Genomic DNA, 19,801 nt, shown 5'->3' on the forward strand with positions numbered 1-19,801 from the left:
GATGTATGCCTGAATTAAATAAAAATGTCTTATTAAACTGTTATTTAATAGGTGAAAAAGAATATATAAAAAAAAATTATAATGTTGCTGAGAAAAAATTTAGATTTATTTTAGAAAATTACAGCAGAAGCTTAAATGAGGTTATCCCAAATGATAAATTATATAATATTTATACGTATATTGGAAACATTGCTTATATAAAAGGTGATAAAAAAGATGCTGTAAAATATTATAAAATTTTATTGCGAAATAAACCATATGATAAAGATATATTGATAAAATTTTATAAGTCATTGAATCCTTTAGATGAGGTGGCTAAAATAGAAGTATTGAATGATATCTATGGCAGCACGATTAACGAATTGGAATTTTTGGTATATGTATTTTGTGAGGTTTTATTTACTAAGATTGGTTTATATTACCGGCAGGTTTTACAAAAAAAATGCAAATTGCAGTTAGAAAAAAATATGGGAAAAGATTTTATTGTGACGAAAAATTATAGAATGGCCGCTGGGCTTGCAATTGAAGAACTGTCAGATGATTATGAGTTTATAATTGCAATTTTAATGGGGAATAACAATTATAATTATGATAATACTGAAAAATTATTACCCGATAAATATCGAATATTTTTAATGGATAATAATTATATAGATGATAAAAATATAGACGGTAAGGATATAGAACTTATATTGAATAATTTTAGAAATTGGGAAAAATAACTATATGAAAGAGATTAATGCTGGGAGGATAGCTATGGAGGGTAAAATAAGTGTCTATCGTAAAAGATTACAATATGCCTGCAGTCAGGGGAAATATAGTGAAATATTAGATTTAACAAAGAAGATACTTTATATAGTGCCAGATGATTATCAGGCACTGATTATTGCAGCAGAAACATATATGACTATCAATGAAAATAATCGTGCAATAAAAATTTTGGATAAAATGATGGAATTGTATGGAGAAAATAATTGGAACATAATGTATTGTGCAGCAAGATTAAAATTGCAAAAATTTGATGAGGTAGGAGACATAAGACCAACACAAAAATTATTTAAAATACAAGGGTTAAATACTGATAAGAAATATAAGATATGTAATTTGTTGAGAAAAAATTATATGTTTAGAGGAGATATAGGGTTAAGTTTAAAATATTTTAAAAGATGCATTAAATATTGTACTGATTATAAACAAAAACAACATGAATATACAGGATTTTTATTTACTTTACATTATTTGCATAATATTAAAGCGGAACATATGTATAATGAACATAAATATTTTAATAGGTTTTTTAATAAAATACCTATTTATAACCATGAACTTTCTCCTGCAAAAAAGAAATTGCGTATAGGTTATATATCACCTGATCTTCGTTATCATGCAGTGGTCTTTTTTGCTTATCAAATGTTCAAAAAATATGATAAAAAATATTTTGAAGTTTATTGTTATGCTAAATGTAAAGAAGATAAAATCAGTGAGGGAATAAGAAAAAATGTTGATTGTTGGAAAAATATAAACAATATGTCTGATAAACATATTGCTCAAATGATTTATGATGATAAAATCGATATACTTTTTGATTTGGCCGGGCATAGTAAAAATAATTGTTTAGCAGTTTTGGCATATAAACCAGCTCCTATACAAATTTCCGGTATAGGTTATTTTGATACGACAGGATTAGAAACAGTAGATTATTTTTTAACTGATACATTTTGTGATGAGCGTGGAAGAAATGATAAGTATTTTTCTGAAAATTTACTTTACATGCCGCATTCTCATCTGTGTTATACACCTGCTGATGTTTCATTAACCCCACAAAAGGCACCCTGTTCAAAAAATGGATATATAACATTCGGAAGTATGAACTTTTTAATAAAAATAAATTCTGTAGTAGCAAGAGTCTGGCAGACTATTTTGGACAAAGTGCCTAATTCAAGATTGTTATTAAAAGATAGGATGATAACAACACCTTTTGCTTTAGAACAATTAAAAAAAAGATGGCAAAGAGCTGGACTTGACATTGACAGGGTCGATTTTGAACCATGGTCGCAAGATTATTTAAAATCATATTATAAAATTGATATAGCTCTTGATACATTTCCCTATCCAGGAGGAGCTACAACTTGTGATGCGTTATATATGGGAGTACCAGTAATAACATTAGTTGGTCAAAAACATGGTTCTCGTTTTGGTTATAGTTTACTTAGTAATATAGGAAGTATGGACGACTGCATTGCATATACACCTGAAGATTATATAGATAAGGCTGTTCAATTAGCCCAAAATGGTAATAGAATAAATTTTATGCATTTATTCTTACGGGAACATATGCAGCTATCAGTTTTGATGAATGGTTACGCATATATGCAGGATTTGGAACATAAATATTTTAAAATTTGGAAAAATTATGCTGGTTATGAAATAGAGCGTTCTTTTGATGATAGATTACGTTCCGCAGAGATTTATCGTCAGACTTATCAATATAAGCAAGAGTATGATATTTTGGGTGGATTAGTAAACAGAACATCAGATAATAATAATAATCTTTATCAAGAGATGGCTAATTGCTGTATCAAACTAGGTCATCCAAAAAAAGCATCACAATATTATTTGCTAGCAGCAAAAACATCAGATAATGTCTGCATTCAAATAAAAAATTATAGTGCATATCTTTTAAGCTTGCTGTATTATGAAAAAAATCTTAAGAAGATTTATATGGAACATAAAGATTATCAACAATTTTTCCACAATGTGAAACAATTTCCTTATAAAAAGCATTATAATAGTAAAATAAGAGTTGCCTATATTTCAGCTGACTTTCGCAAACATGTAATGTTTTCTTTTTATCAAGCTATGCTTTGTACTTATGACAAATCGAAATTTGAAATTATTTGTTATTGTTTAAATAAAGAGGACAATGATTCGGAATATTTAAAACGGCAGGTAAATGAATGGTATAACTTATATGGGATACCATGGGGAGATATTGGGCAAAAAATTTATCGGGATAATATTGATATTTTGGTCGATTTATCGGGACATACAATAGGAAACGCCCTACCTGTATTTGCTTATAGGCCGGCATCAATACAAATATCAGGGCTAGGATACATAGGTCCTATAGGTTTATCAACAATTGATTACTATTTAACAGATAAATATTGCTGCCCATCGGGGCTTCCAGACAGGTATTTTAGTGAAAAACCGCTAAAATTGATGAACAGTCAATTTTGTTATACCGAAAATGTAAAATTACCAATTTCAAAGGGGACACCTGTTTTAAGGAATAAGTTTATAACATTTTGTTCATTTAATAATTATGCCAAAATAACAGATGAAGTGTTAATAATATGGAATAAAATATTAGAACAAGTTCCTGGGTCAATTTTTATTTTAAAAAATCAAACATTTGTAAGTAATGATGTGAGACAAAGTTTTCATACGCGTTTAAAAAAATTAGCTATAAAAGGAGAAAAATTTTATTTGGAATGTGCAGATTCTCTTTATATGCAGCGATATTTGGATGTGGATATAGCACTTGATACTTTCCCATATAACGGTGGCGGAACGACTTGTGAGGCCCTTTTTATGGGAGTTCCCGTCATTTCACTTTCTAATGGGGCGTATGTGAGTGGCATAGGGAATAGTATATTAAGTAATATAAATATGGATGAACTTGTGGTAAATAATATAAATGATTATATAAAAAAGGCGGTTGCCTTGGCGAATGATTTGGAATTACTTGATTTACTCCATAAGAACATGAGAAAAATTATGCTTGAATCGTCATTAATGGATAAAAAATTATATATGAAAAATTTAGAAGAAAAGTATATAAAATTAATCGAAGAAATGCCTGATAAGAAAATATAAATATGTTATTTAAGTGATGAATAGCAGGAAAAACAGTAGAAATGACGAATTTAAAAGTTATTCGAAAAATAAATAAATTTAACGGTGATTAATGATGAAAAGGAAAAGAAACAATAAAAAGAATATCATGAGTAAATGTAGCGATGTAAAAAATATCATTAATAATGATACAAATAAAATGGATGATTTAAATGTTGAAAGTATAAAAACACAAGAGGACATCAACAGATGCAGAACAGCAATTATTGAACTAAAAAAAGAACGAAAGTATAATGCTGCCATGGAAAAAATAATAAGTTTGTTTAACGCTGGGTACACAGATGCGGATTTGATGCTGGATTTGGCACAAATATATTATAATACTCAAGACTATACGCGTGCCGAATCATGGGCACGTAATTCATATAATAAAGATGGCAGCACTGATACGTTGATTTTTTTGGCCAAAATATATTCTTCTGATGATAAAATGGAAAATATGGCTGAAATACTAAACGAAATTTTAGAAAATAATTATGATGCTTTTTCTGATGAACAAAAAAAGTTGATTGATGATCTTATATTCTATGTTGAGCTCACTTATGAATTAGGTGAAATAAATAAAAAATTTCCCAATATAGCAAAGTGGATGAATAGAAATGACGCAATTGACGACAGTTTTGAAGAACCAGAAGCTACCGATAACAAAGAAGATGAAGCTTTTAATGATAATATAAATAATGAACAACAGGATGAGTGTGAAAATGATAGTAGTATAGAAGAAAATATAACTGAATCATTTGGTAATGATGAATCTGAAAAAAAAGTTAAAGATATTCTTGTAGAACTAGCAAGTGGAGAGAGTATTTCAGATAAAGAAGTTGATTATCTAATACAACACAATGCATCTGGATTAATTGGAGCAATAGATAGTTTATCCGTAAGTCTGAATAAAAAAATTTTAACAGATAATTTTATAGCAGCTGCCTATTATGAAAAAGGAAAACCCGATGAGGCAATATTATTGTTAAAAGCAGCGCTCAATATTGATGATCAAAATGATTTGATTTTAAAAAATATTGGTTTTATTTTTTGGACACAAGGAGACAGGAGAAAAGCTCAGATTTCTTTGCAGGCTGTTGAACATAAAGATTTTATGGTATGTGATATATTAAAAAAATGTAATAAATAATTAAAAACCTCTAGAGAGAACTTCTTTAGAGGTTTCTAATTAGGATGGAGAATTAAGAATTATATGTACACTAAAACCAGTATTATAATATTGACACATAATCAATTAAAATATACTCAGATATGTATAAAAAGTATAAGAAAATATAGTAGATCTTTAAAATATGAAATTATTGTCGTAGATAATGCATCCAATGATCAAACTAATGAATGGCTCCGCGGACAAAATGATATAAAGTCAATTTTTAATATTAAAAATATGGGGTTTGCTGCTGGATGTAATCAAGGAATAAGAATAGCAACAGGAACTGAAATATTGCTACTCAACAATGATACTATAGTTATGCCTAATTGGTTAGATAATTTAAAAAAAGCGTTATATAGTTCTGAAAAAATTGGTGCAGTAGGTCCGGTAAGTAATAGTTGTTCTAATTGGCAGTCTATAAAAGTTGATTACGATAATACTGATTTATTACAGGCAATGAAATTTGGCAGTTTGTATAATAAAAGCAGCATTCCACAAAAATGGCAAAAAAAAATTAAACTTATAGGTTTTTGCATGCTGATAAAAAAATCAGTAGTTGATAAAATTGGTTTTTTAGATGAAAGATTTTTCCCTGGTAATTTTGAGGATGATGATTATTCATTAAGAATTGTAGAGGCTGGATATGATTTACTGCAATGTAATGACACGTTTATTCATCACTTTGGCGGTACGTCATTTAAAGGATATAATCAGCAGTATGCAGGTATTCTTTTAGATAATCAGAGACGATTCTTTGATAAATGGGGAATAAATTTTGTTTTTTCGACGATGGATTTAGAAGAATATAAGCATATAAAATTAAAACCAAAGGCAAGAATATTAGAAATCGGTTGTGCATGCGGTGCTTCATTACTGGAGATAAAAGCAAAACTTCCGGATGTGTCTGTTTATGGCATAGATAAAGCTCCGAAAGCAGCACAAATTGCCGGCCATTATTTCCCAACTGTATGTGGTGATGTCGAGACAATGAATTTGCAATATTCTCCTTGTTTTTTTGATTATATAGTTTTCCCGGACTTGCTGTCTTGTGTAATAGATCCATTGACAGTATTGAAAAAAATGAAATCATTTTTAAAAGATGATGGGCGCATTATTGTAAGTTGCCATAATGTGATGCATTATGACAATATCAGGAAACTTTTATCAGGGGAATGGAAGTATGAAAATAGTTTGTTTAATAGTACTTTTACGTGGGAACATTTACGGTTTTTTAGTTTGAAATCTTTGAATGAACTTGCCGATAGGGCAGGTCTGGTGATAAAAGAATGTCAAGCATTGACAAAGATTCAGGAAGATTTGAGATCTGATAACCTTTTGGTAAAAAAATTATTATCTATGAATTTAACACCTAAAGAGAAAGTATGGGAACTTAAAGCGTATCGTTATATATTACAGATGCAAAAATCCTAAATGTCGATGAATAGCAGCTTATTTGACCGTCTAAATTCGGGAGGAACAGTGTATTATGATTTCAGAAATTAATTATGCTAATTTTGATACAAGTGTCAGAAAATTAAATGTAGATGACAATAATCAAACAATAGCTACTCTGGGACCAGGTTCGTATCTGGTAAATGGTAGTTTCGAATATGGCAGTCCAAGGGCACATCTATTGATCGGTAGATATTGTTCTTTGGGACATCGTCTAATTTTTGAAATAGGGCTTAATCATAATTATAAAAAAGTGTCATCATATCCGTTCAATGAAGTGAACACAAAAATCAATTCGGGAACGATAAATCATGATTTTGGGGCAAATCATTATCAAATTATTATAGGAAATGATGTATGGATAGGGTGCGATGTCATAATACTGGGAGGAGCACATATTGGTAATGGCGCTATTATAGGAGCAGGCTCAGTGGTAGCTGGAAGTATACCTCCCTATGCAATTGCAGTTGGGAATCCGGCCAAGGTAATCAAGTATAGATTTTCTCATGATATAATAGAAAAATTACAAAATATAAAATGGTGGTATTGGGATAAAAATAAAATTAAAGATAATTTATTTCTGATGGAGACACCAAAAAAGTTTATAGAAAAATTTTATGATGATAATACTGATGTTTCTCACGAACAAAATATAATATTGCAATTACAGCAAATGAAAAAGGAAGGATACAGACTGTATTATTTTGTTGCAGATTTTGAAGAAACGCTTATTCCTGTGTGGAAGAATGTTCTTAATAAATATTTAAAACAATTTACTATAAAAGATAAAATAGCTCTTATTTTTGAATTTTATAAACATAATTTCTATACTAAAGAAATAGAAATAATTAATGATTTAATTGTTGATAATGGTACTGATACACCACTCATTCTCAGCCACTGTGGTGAAAAAGAATTTTCTCAGGAAATTATTGAAAATGTTGATTTTTTTATTACCAGTAAAGAAGATATATCTTCAATATGTGCAGATTATGCCAGTGGCTATATGAAAAAATTGATTTATGGTTTAGATGAGAATATCTTTGGGGAGACATTATAGTGGATGCATATGAAATACTGTTTATAATAGAACAAATAGATGGTGTAAATTATCAGCGATGTGTAAATTCAATTAAGGGGCTGCATATTCCAAATGGGTATGTTGTAAAAATAAACACATGGAAAAAAGAAAAAAGAATAAATAGAACCCAGATATATAATTGTATTTTGCAGCAGTCGAGTGCAAAATACAAAATTTACATAAGCGAAAACATATACCTAATCAATAAGAATCTTTTGCGGGATATTTTAGCAATTTTTGAATCCGATGAAACTATAGGACTTATCGGTGTCAGTGGTATCAAATATGTTCCAATATATGAAAATGATCAAGCGGCTACTTACAGATATGGAGAATATTATTATTTAGACAAAAATAATAAACCTCGAAATTGTAAATATAATTCAATTTCTTCAAAATATGAGATAGTGCAAGGTATAAGCAATATAATGCTTGCAACACAATATGATTTACCGTGGCGGGAAGAATTACCGGATATGGAATTATACTATAATGTTTCCTATTCAATGGAATTTATCAGGAAAAAGCTGAGAGTGATTGTCCCCATGCAGCTAAAACCTTGGTGCCTTAATATGAATAGGGATGGTATATGCGATGACGGTATAAATTTTCCAAATTCTTTTTATAAAGAATATGCAGGTTATCTGAAAGCTTTAAGTAATAAAGACAAGACTGGGTATCTACTATATAGCTTTGGAAATAATTCTCAAATAATGCCATATTGTAATTTGAATTTTGCAAACAAAATATTCATTGGTGACAATGTCTGTATCAATTCTGGTGTACGTTTAGAAGCTTTAAGCAGTTCGGAAGATATATTGGGCATTATAATTGAAGATGGTTGTAGTATAAATAGAAACTGCACATTATTAGCTGCAAAAAAAATACATTTGGGAAAGTATGTAAGCTTATCGGAAAATGTTTATATAACTGCATACAACTATGGTTATACATCGGTAGGAATCCCGGTCTGGCAACAAAAAAACGATTGTGCTGCCAATGAAGTCAATATTGGCAGAGGAACAAGAATAGAGGCAAATGTTGTCATTGAGGGCAACATACATATAGGAAGAGGCTGTTTGATTATGGCAAACAGCGTTATAAAGAATGACATTCCGGATTATTGTGCTGTCGCTGGAAATCCTTCTAGAATAATAAATTTTTTTGATATACAGCTTGGAGAATGGACAGTGGTTGATGGACCTAAAATGCTGAAAACTCTTATTGAAAAAAGAAAAGCTGCCCGGCCTGTATTGACCATAGGAATTCCCACATTTAATCGTTCTTACTATTTAAAGAAATGTCTGAAGGCAATTTATGATGAAATCGGTAATGATTCTTTATTTGAGGTATTGGTATCGGATAATTGTTCTGAGGATGATACACAGATTATAGCAGAAAAATATAAAGAGAAATACAGCAATTTCAGGTATAATAGAAATGTTACTAATATAGGACCCAAGAAAAATTTTAAGATAATATGGGAAAATTCCATTGGTGAATATGTTATTGTTCTTGGTGATGATGATTATTTTTGTCCAGATACTATATATAATTTAGTGCATTGTATATATTTGCATAGAGATTCTTCCATTATAAGTTTATTAGGAGATAATAAAAATGTTTTTAAAATTTTTTGCGGACAGGGTATAAATGAATTTATCAAGAGGGTATCCTTTATTACCACATACATATCTGCCTTAGTTATGAGACGTGAACTATTTGAACAAATTGACGACAGGGATAAATTTAATGATACATTATTAGAGCAGGTTTATATGCAGCTCAGTATTTTGGAGAGTAATCCTAACTTTTCTATTTTGTATGGATCTATATTCGAAAAAGATTCTGGTGAGTCTGTATTTAGTGATAAAAAAATAGATAGTGGCAACAAGGAAAATTTATGTCATGTGTTTATTCAGGAATACTTTGACATATTGAGTAGCTTTTTAGGGCATGGATTAGATTTAAACACGTTACATATGGATAAAAAGAATGTCTTGGAGAATATGATTTTACCATGGCTTAACATTATAAAAAATAGAGAAACGCGGTGGAAAATAGATAATAATATTATTGAAATATATAATAAATATTATAAAAGTGAACCTTATTATGAAAAAGGTAAGGAGATTATGAAAAACTTTTAGAAAAATGGGTGTATTAAATGGAAAAGCTGAATTTATTGTGAAGGATAAGAAAATGAAAACTACTCAGTTATTAGATTGTACACTTCGTGATGGTGGTTATGTCAATGATTGGGAATTTGGACATGATAAAATTGCAGAAATTTTTGAACGACTTGTGAGTTCTGGTGTGGAATTTATTGAGATTGGCTTTTTAGATGAGCGTCGTTCATTTGATACTAACAGGACGATTATGCCAGATACGCAGTCGGTCAATAAAATTTTCTCAGGGGTAAATAAGGGTAATGCAATTATTGTTGCAATGATAGATTACGGAACCTGTGATATAACGCATATTCAGCCCTGTGGGGAAACATTTTTAGATGGAATTAGAGTTATTTTTAAGGAACATCTAATGTATGAAGCTTTGCAATTTTGCAAGCAGTTACAGGATTTGGGTTATAAAGTTTTCGCTCAAATGGTTTCTGTTACCACCTATACTGATAGAAAACTAATGGAATATGCTAAGCTTGTAAATTCAATTATGCCATATGCTACTTCAATGGTTGATACTTATGGGCTTCTTAATGGGCAGAAGTTATTGCATATTTTTCGTATTTTAGATACATACATAGATGTTCGCATAAAAATAGGATTTCATGCGCATAATAATTTTCAGCTTGCATACGCCAATGGTATGAGTTTTTTGTCAGCAGATACAAAACACGATCTTTTAGTGGATGGAACATTGTATGGTATTGGTAAAAGCGCAGGAAATGCACCCATAGAACTTTTAATGATGTATATGAACGAGCATAAAAAGACAAATTATGATATAACTCAGGCATTGGAGGCAATCGACAATGTGATTATGGACATTTATACCAAACAGCATTGGGGATATAATATGTTTTTTTATATTGCAGCATCTATGCATTGCCATCCTAATTATGTATCATACTTGATGAATAAGAGAACTTTATCTGTAAAACAGATTATGAATATATTGGATAACCTTAAAATAAGTAAAAAGTTAATGTATGATGAAAATTATGTGGAAGAAGTATACATGGATTATCAAAATATTTTTTGTGATGATAAGAATGCACTTAGTAGTCTAAAAGAACAATTTAAAAATCATAAAATTTTATTGATTGGTCCAGGTAGTAATATTAAACGCCAAAAGTGGCGTGTTGAAAATTTTATTAAAGATAATTCTCCACTGGTTATTGCGGTTAATTATGTTCCATCAGATATAAAAATAAATGCGATATTTCTCACAAAATCTAAGCGTTATACACAACTTTTGACTGATTTAAAGAAAGGTATAAATAGTAAAGTAAGTATTATCGCAACTTCAAACGTTACAAAAACAGCAGGAAAATTCAAATATGTACTTAATTATAAGTCACTAATTGATGAGAAAACGGAAATTAGTGATAATTCTTTGGTGATGTTACTGAAAACTATGATTGAAATCGAGGTCAAAAAAGTATATCTTGCTGGTTTTGATGGTTATTCTGGTTGCAATGATAATTATTTTAATATTAGCAGAGAATATAGTTTTGTTAAAGAGAAAGCCGATTATTTAAATCGTTATGTTAAAAATTTTCTTACTACAGTTTCTGATAGAATTGAAGTGGATTTTATAACAGATTCCTATTATAAATCTAAAATAGGTGTAGTATGAAAAAGCATAATGTGGTTATATTCGATGTAGATGGCACAATTTTAAATACAGCAGAAGGCATTATTTCCTCTGCCGTATATTCAATTAAATATATGGGATATAATATCCCTTGCCCTCAGATATTAAATAGTTTTATTGGTCCACCCATACAGGATTCGTTTAAAAAAATATTTGATATCGAAGAAAATAAATTAATAGAAATGACAAATGTATTTCGAGAACACTATAAAGATGTAGATTTATTGAAAGCGGAAAAATATTATGGTGTAGACGAACTTTTTACAGAGCTTTGTGCAAATAATTATTCTGTAGGTTTTGCCACTTATAAAAGGCAAGATTATGCAGAAAAACTTATTAGATATTTTGGTTTTTTTAAATATACAGATGTGATATGCGGTTCTGATTTTGCAGGAAAATTAAAAAAGCATGATATTATTGAAAATGCTATAAATCAACTTAGAATTAATAAGCGAAGTCAAGTAGTTATGATTGGTGATACGATACACGATGCTATAGGCGCTGAACAAGCTAATATAGACTTTATAGGTGTTACATATGGATTTGGTTATAAGAAGGGAGATATTAATCCTTCTAAAAGAAAAAATTTAATTGCTCTAGTAGACAGTCCTATGGAAATTATTGATCTTTTGGCTTTGTAAAGTAAACATGAAAGATTAACAAACAGAAACAGCCAATTACTTTAAGCAACGAACAAAAGCTTGTGTTTACTTCTGGTAGAAAGATTTAGCACTGCAACTTGTGCCGGAGTCAAACTGTTAAGAGCGGAATTGAAAGAAGAAAATTCCTGTTTGGTTTTATACCATGCTTTGAAATGCTTGTTAAAGCATTCGATCAGGTTGTTGGTGATATCGTCACTGAAGCTGTGGACACGGATATGGTTTCACGTTCAGTGTTTTCACAGGAACTTTGTAGGCACTGTAACGGTCGGTCACGACGGCTCTGGTTTTGCCAAGGTGCTTAAGAAATTAAGCAAGGAAAAAACCTGAGGACTATCCCTGTGTTTGGAAAGATGAAAGCCAAGGACAAAACGTGTTTTGCTGTCCACAATTAACCAAAGATAATATTTTACGCCACAGATTTTCACCGCGGTTTCGTCCGCGTGCCATTCATCGGAGTCGGAATTGAGCGTTGGTATCAATTCAAGTGCAATGTTGTGAAACAAAGGGGCAAATTTCGTACACCAGTTGCTGATAGTGGTGTGAGAAACCTGAATATTCATGACCGTACGCACAATAAGAGCAATATTGCGGAAAGAATTCTTGCCTAAATAAAATATTGACAATGCCGTCAGAATAACATACACAGAATAACGTATTTGTTTGAAATTGGTTTTTTCCGACAATTTCGACATGGAAGGTGATGTAATAGCAGCTTGTTTCGGGACAAAAAGGGAATGACCGCATTTCTTGTCACCACATTGGTAGTTTGAATAATACTTGTGTTCATGATGAAGAAACATGGATTTCCCGCAGATAGGGCTTGGGTAAGAACGTATGCGTGGCCTTCATGATTTGCCGGTTGCATGTGTATCTGGTATAAATCGATGTCCGCATACACGGCAAAGATATTTTTGGTTTCTATCTTTATCTTTGCCATAACGATAAAAGTTTTGATAGTTGTTGCATTTTGGACAGTAAATCTGATATGATTTTGTCATGAGGACTCATCTCCTTTCGGGAGGTACAGTGTTTGTGATAAAACTATTGTACCAGAAGGGCTGACGAGTCCTCAACTTTCATTTAACTTTACAATACGGATTTTTTATATGGGAGAAATTTGAATGAAAATTAAGGTTGCAAATTATATTGCGGACTTTTTGGTAAAAAATAATATCAAGTATAATTTTACGGTAACAGGTGGCGGAGCAATGCATCTTAATGATGCATTGGGACATAATAAAGATATCAAATCTATCTATAATCATCATGAGCAAGCTAGCGCTATGGCAGCAGAAGCATATGCTAGATTAACTGGTAAGCTGGCCTGTGTTTGTGTAACAAGTGGACCTGGAGGTACAAATGCTATCACTGGTGTATTGGGAGGCTGGTTAGACTCTATTCCAATGCTTGTTTTATCTGGACAAGTTAAACGAGAAACAACAGTGTGGGCTACAGAGTTACCTTTGCGTCAATTAGGAGATCAAGAATATAACATCATTGAATCGGTAAAATCAATGACTAAGTATGCACATATGATTACTAATGCAAATGAAATACGTTATCATTTAGAAAAAATGTTCTATTTAGCTATGAACGGACGAAAAGGTCCTGTATGGCTTGATGTTCCGTTGGACATACAAGCTGCAATAATAGAAACCGACGATTTGCAGGGTTTTAATTCTTCTGAATTGGTAGGGATAGAGAACCCTATTTATGATAGGGCACTTACTAAAGTAATAATTAATAAATTACAAAATGCGAAACGTCCGGTTGTTTTAGCAGGAAGTGGTATTAGATTAAGTTCATCATATGATTTATTTATTAAATTAATAAATAAATTAAAAATACCAGTTGTTACAGCATGGAATGCTCACGATAATTTATGGGATGATCATCCTTATTTTTGTGGAAGGCCTGGAAGTGTTGGCACAAGAGGGGGAAATTTTATTGTAGAAAACAGTGATGTTTTATTAGTTTTAGGATGCAGGTTAAATATACGACAGATAAGTTATAATTATAAACAATTTGCAGCTAAGGCTTACAAAATTATTGTTGATATTGATAAAACTGAATTAAAAAAGCCCACACTTAGTGTCGATTTTCCAGTTCATGCAAATGTTAAAGATGTAATAAATGCAATGCTTGACGAAGATTTTACGAATACAAATTATCATAAAAAGTGGTTACATTGGAGCCGCACTATTAATAAAAAATATCCAGCGGTGTCGCCTAAATATTATGAGGTAGCAAAACCGGTGAATCCATATGCATTTATAGCAGAACTTTTTAATAAATTGCAAGAAGGTGATGACATTATATGTGGCAACGGTAGTGCATGTGTTATAACTTTTCAAGCAGCACATTTGAAAAAGAACCAGCGCCTTTTTACTAACTCTGGGTGCGCAGCGATGGGATATGGATTTCCAGCAGCTATTGGTTGTGCCGTGGCTAATGGGAAAAAACGTACTATTTGTATTGATGGTGATGGCAGTTTTCAAATGAATATCCAAGAATTGCAAACTGTTGTATATAATAAATTAAACATTAAAATTATTTATCTTAATAATAATGGGTATCATTCTATTAGGCAGACACAAAGTAATTTATTTAAACCACCTTTGATTGGAGTTAGCAAAGAAAATGGGATAAGCTTTCCTGATGCAGAAAAAATTGCTAGTGCATATGGAATTCCTTTTGTTCGTATTGATGATATTAATGATGCACCGATGAAAATAAACCAAGTATTAACAACGAATAGTGCTGTTTTTTGTGAAGTTATCATAGACAGCAGACAAAATTTCGAACCTAAACTTTCATCAAAAATTCTTCCTGACGGGGAAATAGTTTCACCACCAATTGATGATATGTATCCATTTCTCAATAGAAAAGAGTATATAAAAAACAAAGATATATCTCTGATATAAAATATTTTTACTAATGAGAGGTGAAGGCAAAAATGGCTAGAACTGAATTGCTGGTACAATTAAAAGAAGCATTAGCTGAAAACTCAAAAAAAGTAAGAAATATTATCAAACCTGATATGGATAATAGTGATTTTTGGCGTGAGAAATACTACTAGCTTATATCAGAAGTGTTTCTTGAAGGAAAATATACGACCAAAATATTATACTGATAATAATGAGAGTAAATGGGGGAAATTATTCTATAATATACCAGTTTTACCGCCAAATGAATTAAAGAATGAAAAAGATAGCTTATTTCTAATTTGTTCCGCTAATAGAGAAACTAATGATGAAATTGGAATGCAATTAACTGATCTTGGAGTATATTGATTACGTGTTGTGAATGTCAATGAAAAAGTGAGCCACTTGGCAATGAATTTTTGAACCACTCTGGCAACAAAAAAGTGAGCCACACGCTAACGAATTTTTGAGCCACTAGCGCTTTTCAGGCGATAGGAATCACCATTCATATTCAACACATGTGAATGGTATGTCAGACGATCCACCAGTGCAGCTACCAAAGTCTCATTAGCAAAAAGTTCTGGCCAACGGGAAAACTCCAGATTGATAGCATATAATGAAGTTCGCAAAAGAGAATAGGAAAAACCATCGTTAACTCCGAAAAAGGTAAGTGACCAAACAAACCCAAAAGGAGTTGAAAACCGATGGCTTATTCCCATTCTAACGTACCTTTGGAAAAAATGCTATTACAATTCATGACCGAAGACGATCCCCTGCTCGCTATGCTCAAGTGGTTTTGTGAAAAGCTCATGGAAGCCGAAGTGGATGCAAAGATTAATGCTGTCAAGTCGGAAAGAACCGATGAACGGTCTGGATACCGTAGCGGCTACCGCGTTCGCCGCTACGACACTCGCCTGGGAACCATGTATTTGTTCGTTCCAAAGCTAAGAAAAGGCGGTTATATTCCTTTTTTCGGCTTTGTAAAGTAAACATGAAAGATTAACAAACAGAAACAGCCAAATACTTCAAGCAACGAACAAAAGCTTGTGTTTACTTCTGGCAGAAAGATTGAGCCCTGCAACTTGTGCCGGAGTCAGACTGTTAAGAGCGGAATGAGGACGGACAAAATTGTAAAAAAAGAGAAAAACCGCAATAAGATTGTTGGCGGAATTGAAAGAAGAAAATCCCTGTTTGGTTTTATACCATGCTTTGAACTGCTTGTTAAAGCATTCGATCAGGTTGTTGGTGATATCGTCACTGAACTGTGGACACGGATATGGTTTCACATTCAGCATTGCTTTTACAGGAACTTTGTAGGCACTGTAACGGTCGGTCACGACGGCTCTGGTTTTGCCAAGGTGCTCAACGGAATTAAGCAGGGAAGAAGCCTGAGGACTATCCCTGTGTTTGGAAAGATGAAAGCCAAGGACAAAACGTGTTTCGCTGTCCACAATTAACCAAAGATAATATTTCACGCCACGGATTTTCACCACGGTTTCGTCCGCGTGCCATTTATCGGAGTCGGAATTGAGCGTTGGTATCAATTCAAGTGCAATGTTGTAAAACAAAGGGGCAAATTTCGTACACCAGTTGCTGATGGTGGTGTGAGAAACCTGAATGTTTATGACCGTATGTACAATAAGAGCAATATTGCGGAAAACAATGCCGTCAGAATAACATGCATAGGATAACGCATTCGCTTGAAATTGGTTTTTCCTGACAATTTCGACATGGAAGTTGTTGTAATAGCAGCTTGTTTCGGGACAAAAAGGGAATGATCGCATTTCTTGTCACCACATTGGTAGTTTGAATAATACTTGTGCTCATGATGAAAAAACATGGCTTTTCCGCAGATAGGGCTTGGGTAAGAACGTATGCGTGGCCTTCCTGATTTGCCGGTTGCATTGGCATATGGTAAAATTGATGCCCGCATACACGGCAAAGATATTTTTGGTTTCCATCTTTATCTTTGCCATAACGATGAAAGTTTTGATGGTTGTTGCATTTTGGACAGCAAATCTGATATGATTTTGTCATGAGGACTCGTCTCCTTTCGGGAGGTACAGTGTTTGTGATAAAATGTACCATAAGGGTTGACGAGTCCTCAACTTTCATTTAACTTTATAATACAGAAACTGTATAGGGAGAAATTTTTATGAAAAAAGAAACATTATTACCATTTTCAGTAGCTTATCAGGCAGATAGAATTCGACTTATTGATAAGGTGCCTTTAGATATTCCTTTGTGTGTTAGCATTGAACCCACAAATATTTGTAATTTTAAATGCCTGATGTGTTGGCAAAGTACTGATGAATATAAGAAAAATGGCGGACCATTTCAGAATATGGAATTAAAATTGTTTTATAAAATATTACAGGATATTAAAGATTTTTGTGAACTAAAAAATACAAAAATAAAACTTATTAAACTATATTCGACAGGTGAGCCGTTACTTAATCCGCATATAAGTGAAATGCTACGAGAAATTAAGGCGGCAAATGTTTCCTATCAAGTGGAAATTACCACTAATGCAGCACTTTTAACTCCTCAATTATCCAGAAACATAGTAGATTATGGATTAGATTATTTACGAGCCTCAATTTATTCGGTGATTACTGATAATCAAAAACGTATTACACAATCTAATGTAACACCAAAACAGATTCAGGATAATATAGCTTACTTACGCAACTATCGTGATAAAAAAGGATCGAATAAACCTTATATTTCTGCTAAAATTATGGATACACATTGTGACGAAAATGATATTTTTAAAAAAGTGTATAAAAATATTACAGATGAGCAATATATAGATATTCCATGGATATTACCCAAGCTTAAAGAAAACGCACTTGACCGTCTCTATGGGGATAAAATCAAGGGCAGTATAGCACAGAAAACATATATTGACTCTGCAGTATACAAAAAGAGAAAAGTATGTCGTTATCCATTCACTCATATGACCATTCGGAGTAATGGAGATGTAGTAGTTTGTTGTACGGACTGGGCTCGAGATACATTGCTTGGGAATATAAAGGATAAATCACTCGAAAAAATTTGGAATTCCAGGAAATTATATGATTTTCGCGTAATGCAACTAAAAAACAAAGGATGTAACCATGTATTGTGCGGTACTTGTGAAATTCCACTTAAGGATAGCAGAGAAGATAACTTGGATAACCTTCCAATTGAACGCTTGCATTATGATGATAAATCTGCAAAATAAAAATTTGCAGATGCAGTAATTATATGTACTCGAATAAATGAAGGAGTATTATTATGAATAAATATTTTATGGGGAGCGCTATAATTGAGGAAGATATGCAAGATATTTACCAACGGAATGTTAACTGGAGTGATTTTTATAATCGAACAGTTCTAATAACAGGGGCAACAGGGATGTTGGCATCTTATATAGTGTATTTTTTTATTTATTTAAATGAAATGCATAATGCTAATATCAATATCCTTGCATTGGCGAGAAATCAGGCTAAATGTTATCAAAGATTTGGTCTTTATGCCATGAAAAAATATTTTCAGATTATTAATGATGATTTTACAGTACCTGTAAAAATCAAGAAGAAAGTAGATTTTATAATTCATGCAGCTAGTTTAGCAAGTCCTCAATATTACAAGTCAATGCCTATAGAAGTTGCAGCACCAAATGCCGTTGGTACTTATTATTTATTACAATTTGCACAAAAACAACAGGTGAGAGGATTTCTTTTTTTTAGTACAGGTGATATTTATGGATATATACCATCACCAAATATAATTACGGAGGATATGGTAGGTAGTATGGATCCACTGGAGTTGCATAGTTGCTATGGGGAAAGTAAGCGAATGGGAGAAACATGGTGTGCAGCATTTGCACGTGAACAAGAAGTGCCAGTACATATTATTCGTATTGGACATACATATGGCCCAACAATGGATATTGAGAACGACCCAAGAGTATTTGCGGCTTTCATGAAATGTATCTATTATGGAAAAGACATTATGATGTTGAGTGATGGCACGGCTAAACGGTCATTTTGTTATATTGCTGATGCGATAGCAGGTTTTTTATTAGTATTACTGGAAGGTGAAATTGGAGCTGCTTACAATGTCTGTAATTCCAAAGAGTTTATCAGTATCAGTGAGCTAGCAGAGTTGATGCTTCGATTACGTCCAGAGTTGAATCTCAGGGTAATACAAAAACAACGTACCGATTCTGAGTCTTATTTAGAAAATAAAAATAACAAGGCAAATAAACTGACAGAGAAAAAATTAATAACATTAGGATGGGAATGCCACTATAATAGTTACGTGGGTTTTCGTAATGTACTGAAATATTTGCAAGGTGTATAAAACAAAAGGATGTTTCTATAATGAAAATGAATGAGTTGATGGAAAATTACAAACAACAAAATTGTAATAAACGAATGTATTGGAAATTGATGCGCGAGCGATTATTACCGCTTTTGGAATACCAAAAAATTATAGCTGATAATAGGAACTGTGAGTCTATAGAAATACGGAAAAACGGCATTATTCTATCAGTATCAGGTGTAAAATTGTATTTTGATTTTTCACAAATAGTATGTAGAGCTGAAGTTATACTATCGAAAAGTGAGAATGAAGATTGGGATTTTATTCGATGTTTAGTTCCAAAATTTGGTACGATTTTTGATATAGGAGCTAACGTAGGATGGTTTAGTTTAAATATTCGGGAGTGTATAATAAACTGTGTAAATAGGAAAGAAACAGTTTAGATATACACCCCAGTTGGGGA

Annotated in this window: 14 protein-coding genes and 3 pseudogenes; 14 read left to right on the forward strand and 3 right to left on the reverse strand. The window is 32.0% G+C overall.

Features of this window, described 5'->3' with window-relative positions; all coding sequences use genetic code 11:
• The first annotated feature begins 5 nt into the window (after positions 1-5).
• The 8 genes from F8M42_RS03910 (at position 6) to F8M42_RS03945 (ending at position 12,082) form a co-directional block, all read left to right on the forward strand.
• On the forward strand, positions 6-722 hold the full coding sequence (locus F8M42_RS03910) for a tol-pal system YbgF family protein (RefSeq protein ID WP_182188056.1): 717 nt from the start codon (positions 6-8) through the stop codon (positions 720-722).
• A 34-nt stretch (positions 723-756) separates the two neighbouring features.
• On the forward strand, positions 757-3,879 hold the full coding sequence (locus F8M42_RS03915) for an O-linked N-acetylglucosamine transferase, SPINDLY family protein (protein ID WP_182188057.1): 3,123 nt from the start codon (positions 757-759) through the stop codon (positions 3,877-3,879).
• A gap of 127 nt (positions 3,880-4,006) precedes the next feature.
• Positions 4,007-5,050, forward strand: coding sequence for a tetratricopeptide repeat protein (locus tag F8M42_RS03920; protein ID WP_182188058.1), 1,044 nt, complete (start codon positions 4,007-4,009; stop codon positions 5,048-5,050).
• Between the two features lie 63 nt (positions 5,051-5,113).
• Complete coding sequence (locus F8M42_RS03925; protein ID WP_182188059.1) at positions 5,114-6,505, forward strand: glycosyltransferase; 1,392 nt, start codon at positions 5,114-5,116, stop codon at positions 6,503-6,505.
• A gap of 55 nt (positions 6,506-6,560) precedes the next feature.
• The gene (locus F8M42_RS03930) at positions 6,561-7,586 is read left to right on the forward strand and encodes a CatB-related O-acetyltransferase (RefSeq protein WP_182188060.1); all 1,026 of its coding nucleotides are present in this window, start codon (positions 6,561-6,563) and stop codon (positions 7,584-7,586) included.
• Positions 7,586-9,757, forward strand: a complete 2,172-nt coding sequence (locus tag F8M42_RS03935) for a glycosyltransferase (RefSeq protein WP_182188061.1) — start codon at positions 7,586-7,588, stop codon at positions 9,755-9,757. Before F8M42_RS03930 ends, F8M42_RS03935 begins: the two co-directional genes overlap by 1 nt.
• Positions 9,758-9,809: 52 nt before the next feature.
• Entirely contained in the window at positions 9,810-11,423 is a 1,614-nt protein-coding gene (locus F8M42_RS03940) for an aldolase catalytic domain-containing protein (RefSeq protein ID WP_182188062.1), read from the forward strand.
• The gene (locus F8M42_RS03945; protein WP_182188063.1) at positions 11,420-12,082 is read left to right on the forward strand and encodes an HAD-IA family hydrolase; all 663 of its coding nucleotides are present in this window, start codon (positions 11,420-11,422) and stop codon (positions 12,080-12,082) included. The genes F8M42_RS03940 and F8M42_RS03945 overlap by 4 nt, the downstream gene beginning before the upstream one ends.
• 41 nt (positions 12,083-12,123) lie before the next feature.
• Here the strand turns inward: F8M42_RS03945 and F8M42_RS03950 are convergent.
• Positions 12,124-13,101 (reverse strand): annotated as a pseudogene (locus tag F8M42_RS03950) (IS6 family transposase).
• A 123-nt stretch (positions 13,102-13,224) separates the two neighbouring features.
• On the opposite strand from F8M42_RS03950, the gene F8M42_RS03955 reads away from it, so the two are divergent.
• Both F8M42_RS03955 and F8M42_RS13730 read left to right on the forward strand, forming a co-directional pair.
• Positions 13,225-15,027, forward strand: coding sequence for a thiamine pyrophosphate-binding protein (locus tag F8M42_RS03955; protein WP_182188064.1), 1,803 nt, complete (start codon positions 13,225-13,227; stop codon positions 15,025-15,027).
• Between the two features lie 32 nt (positions 15,028-15,059).
• Complete coding sequence (locus F8M42_RS13730; protein ID WP_268233959.1) at positions 15,060-15,182, forward strand: hypothetical protein; 123 nt, start codon at positions 15,060-15,062, stop codon at positions 15,180-15,182.
• Between the two features lie 300 nt (positions 15,183-15,482).
• On the opposite strand, the gene F8M42_RS13600 is transcribed toward F8M42_RS13730, so the two are convergent.
• Entirely contained in the window at positions 15,483-15,746 is a 264-nt protein-coding gene (locus F8M42_RS13600) for an ATP-binding protein (protein WP_229711438.1), read from the reverse strand.
• Between F8M42_RS13600 and F8M42_RS03965 the strand changes: the two are divergent.
• Positions 15,732-16,001, forward strand: a pseudogene (locus F8M42_RS03965) (transposase); the annotation flags it as partial. The gene F8M42_RS13600 and the pseudogene F8M42_RS03965 sit on opposite strands and share 15 nt — an antisense overlap.
• A gap of 51 nt (positions 16,002-16,052) precedes the next feature.
• On the opposite strand, the pseudogene F8M42_RS03970 reads toward F8M42_RS03965, so the two are convergent.
• Positions 16,053-17,064, reverse strand: a pseudogene (locus tag F8M42_RS03970) (IS6 family transposase).
• Between the two features lie 118 nt (positions 17,065-17,182).
• Between F8M42_RS03970 and F8M42_RS03975 the strand changes: the two are divergent.
• Genes F8M42_RS03975 through F8M42_RS03985 form a run of 3 tightly spaced genes read left to right on the forward strand, consistent with a single transcriptional unit; the run spans position 17,183 to position 19,781 of the window.
• Positions 17,183-18,253, forward strand: coding sequence for a radical SAM/SPASM domain-containing protein (locus F8M42_RS03975; protein WP_182188065.1), 1,071 nt, complete (start codon positions 17,183-17,185; stop codon positions 18,251-18,253).
• Between the two features lie 53 nt (positions 18,254-18,306).
• A complete protein-coding gene (locus F8M42_RS03980) occupies positions 18,307-19,377 on the forward strand; it encodes an NAD-dependent epimerase/dehydratase family protein (protein WP_229711440.1) in 1,071 nt (356 codons plus the stop codon).
• Between the two features lie 20 nt (positions 19,378-19,397).
• Complete coding sequence (locus F8M42_RS03985) at positions 19,398-19,781, forward strand: hypothetical protein (RefSeq protein ID WP_182188066.1); 384 nt, start codon at positions 19,398-19,400, stop codon at positions 19,779-19,781.
• Positions 19,782-19,801 lie beyond the last annotated feature (20 nt).

The sequence above is a fragment of the Pectinatus frisingensis genome (genome assembly GCF_014076555.1).
Classification (GTDB): domain Bacteria; phylum Bacillota; class Negativicutes; order Selenomonadales; family Selenomonadaceae; genus Pectinatus; species Pectinatus frisingensis.